This window comes from Autumnicola edwardsiae, assembly GCF_031846505.1.
Taxonomy (GTDB): Bacteria; Bacteroidota; Bacteroidia; order Flavobacteriales; family Flavobacteriaceae; genus Autumnicola; species Autumnicola edwardsiae.
Map to the genome: position 1 here is coordinate 1 of NZ_JAVRHP010000203.1, position 2,155 is coordinate 2,155.

Here is a 2,155-nt window from a genome sequence, read left to right on the forward strand (position 1 = left end):
CTCAAGGTTTTCCTGAAGGTTTCCAGGTGCTTTTTATTGTGAATTGGTTGTTTCATAATTGTGGTTTTTACCCTTCCGTCTTAATCAGCTCCCGCTGATTAAGCCACCTTCCCTTGAAAAAAGGGAAGGAACTTTTTTTGATTGTTTTTCTAAATCAACTATGCGCTGACAATTCCACTTTACCTTCAAAAAGAAGCAGCTTTTTTCAGCTCCCCTCCTTAAAAAGGAGGGGTGACCGAAGGTCGGGGTGGTCAGGGAATTAATGCTTTTAGATCTTCAAGAGTATTTGCTTCTTCAATTTTTTTATCGGTTCGCCATCTCAGCATTCTTGGGAATCTGGTTGCAACTCCACTCTTATGCCTTTTTGATTCTGCTATCCCTTCAAAAGCAATTTCAAAAACATGATGCGGAGTAACACTTCGCACCGGCCCAAAACGCTCCAGCGTGTTTTTCTTAATCCACGCATCCAGTTTTCTGAATTCGGCGTCTGTCAACCCGGAATATGCTTTTGCAAAAGTCACCAGTTCTTCCTTTTCACTATCCCAAAGTGCAAAAGTATAGTCTGTAAAAAGATTGCTCCTGCGGCCGTGACCACGCATGGCGTAAGTAAGCACGGCATCTATAGTAAGGGGATCGACCTTCCATTTCCACCAATCTCCTTTTTTTCTGCCCACCAAATAGGGAGAATCGAGTCGCTTCAGCATTAATCCTTCAGATTTTTCTTCCCTTGCCCTTTCCCTTTCGGCGGCGGCTTCTTCCCAGGTATTAAAGTTTATAGTTTTTGATAAATGCAACGGAAAATCTTCCGCAGCAACTTCAGCATAGAGTTTTTCTAAAATAAGGCGACGTGCCGAAAATGGCAATTTTCGTATATCTTTTCCCTCCCACTCCAAAATATCGTAAGCCTTCAGGATCACCGGAGTCTTCTTCAGCAGATTTTTGGAAACATTCTTTCGGCCAATTCGGGTTTGCAGATCATTAAAAGTTCCGATTTCACCTTCAGGAAAAGGAAGAATTTCCGCATCTATAACAGTTCCATCCGGAATTTTTCCTACCAATGCCTGGAATTCCGGGTACTTATCGGTAACCAATTCTTCGCCCCGGCTCCAAACAAACAATTCCCCATTTCTAACAATGGCCTGAGAACGGATGCCATCCCATTTATGCTCTGCACTCCATTGTGAGACATCGCCCAAATCCCCAGGCTCGCCTTCTATGGCATAAGCGAGGTAAAACGGATAAGGTTTTGAAAGGTAATCCTCCTCATTTTCTTCAAGAATTAATTTTGTAAAAGAGATATTGGCCGGTTCCCAATTCCCCATTAATTTATAGGCGAGAATATCTTCATCAATTTCTGTGGCTTTGGATAACGCCCTCGTCATCAGCTTCTGGCTCACTCCAATCCTGAAACTGCCTGTTATCAATTTGGTAAAAACAAAGCGTTCGTAATAATTGAGAGCGAGCCAATTTGTAAAAAGATATTCTTTTTTCTCAATCTCAGACTGTGATTTCAAATCTATAATTTCCTGTAGATATTGATTCAGACTTTTTTCTGAAGACGCTTCTGCCGGCGGAATGACAAGAGCAATGGTCTCTGCCAGATCCCCCACAATATGATAGGATTCTTCAAAAAGCCAGAGCGGGATATTTGCCAATTCTGATGCCCAATTGCGCATAAGTGTAGTATTCACTGGCCGTGGCGGACGGCGATGAGATAAAATAGCTATTGCCCAAACCTTGTCTTTATCTGGGGCCGCCTTAAGATAATCTGTTAACGCCGCGACCTTGAGACTGGTTTTATTGGTGCTATCCAGTTTTTTTATAAGTTCAGCAAATAATTTCATTGTTGTTCTCCAGACTTAATCTTCCTGTTCTTTCTTAGCTTCCTGTTCTCCCGCTTCGCCTTCGTACTGCGTTTCTTCGGTCCTCGCATCATAACCTTTTTCCCTGAGATAGCGGGAAAAAATATCGGTGTAACCGTGTGTGCAAATCACTTTCTCACATCCTGTTGCTTCAATAGAAGACAGCAAACCCTGCCAGTCGCAATGATCTGAAAGCACGAAACCTTTATCTATTGCTCTTCTCCTGCGCGCACCTCTAAAGGTCATCCAGCCACTGGCCGATCCTGTAACGTAGGGAACCATTTTTTTTATCC

The 2,155-nt window shown here is 42.9% G+C and carries 1 protein-coding gene and 1 pseudogene; both read right to left on the minus strand.

All coding sequences use genetic code 11. From position 1 onward, the window contains the following. Positions 1-251: 251 nt before the first annotated feature. Positions 252-1,844: an ATP-dependent DNA ligase gene (locus RM529_RS16950; protein ID WP_311485934.1), complete on the minus strand. Its 1,593-nt coding sequence runs from the start codon at positions 1,842-1,844 to the stop codon at positions 252-254. A gap of 15 nt (positions 1,845-1,859) precedes the next feature. Next, positions 1,860-2,155 (minus strand): annotated as a pseudogene (locus RM529_RS16955) (ligase-associated DNA damage response exonuclease); the annotation flags it as partial.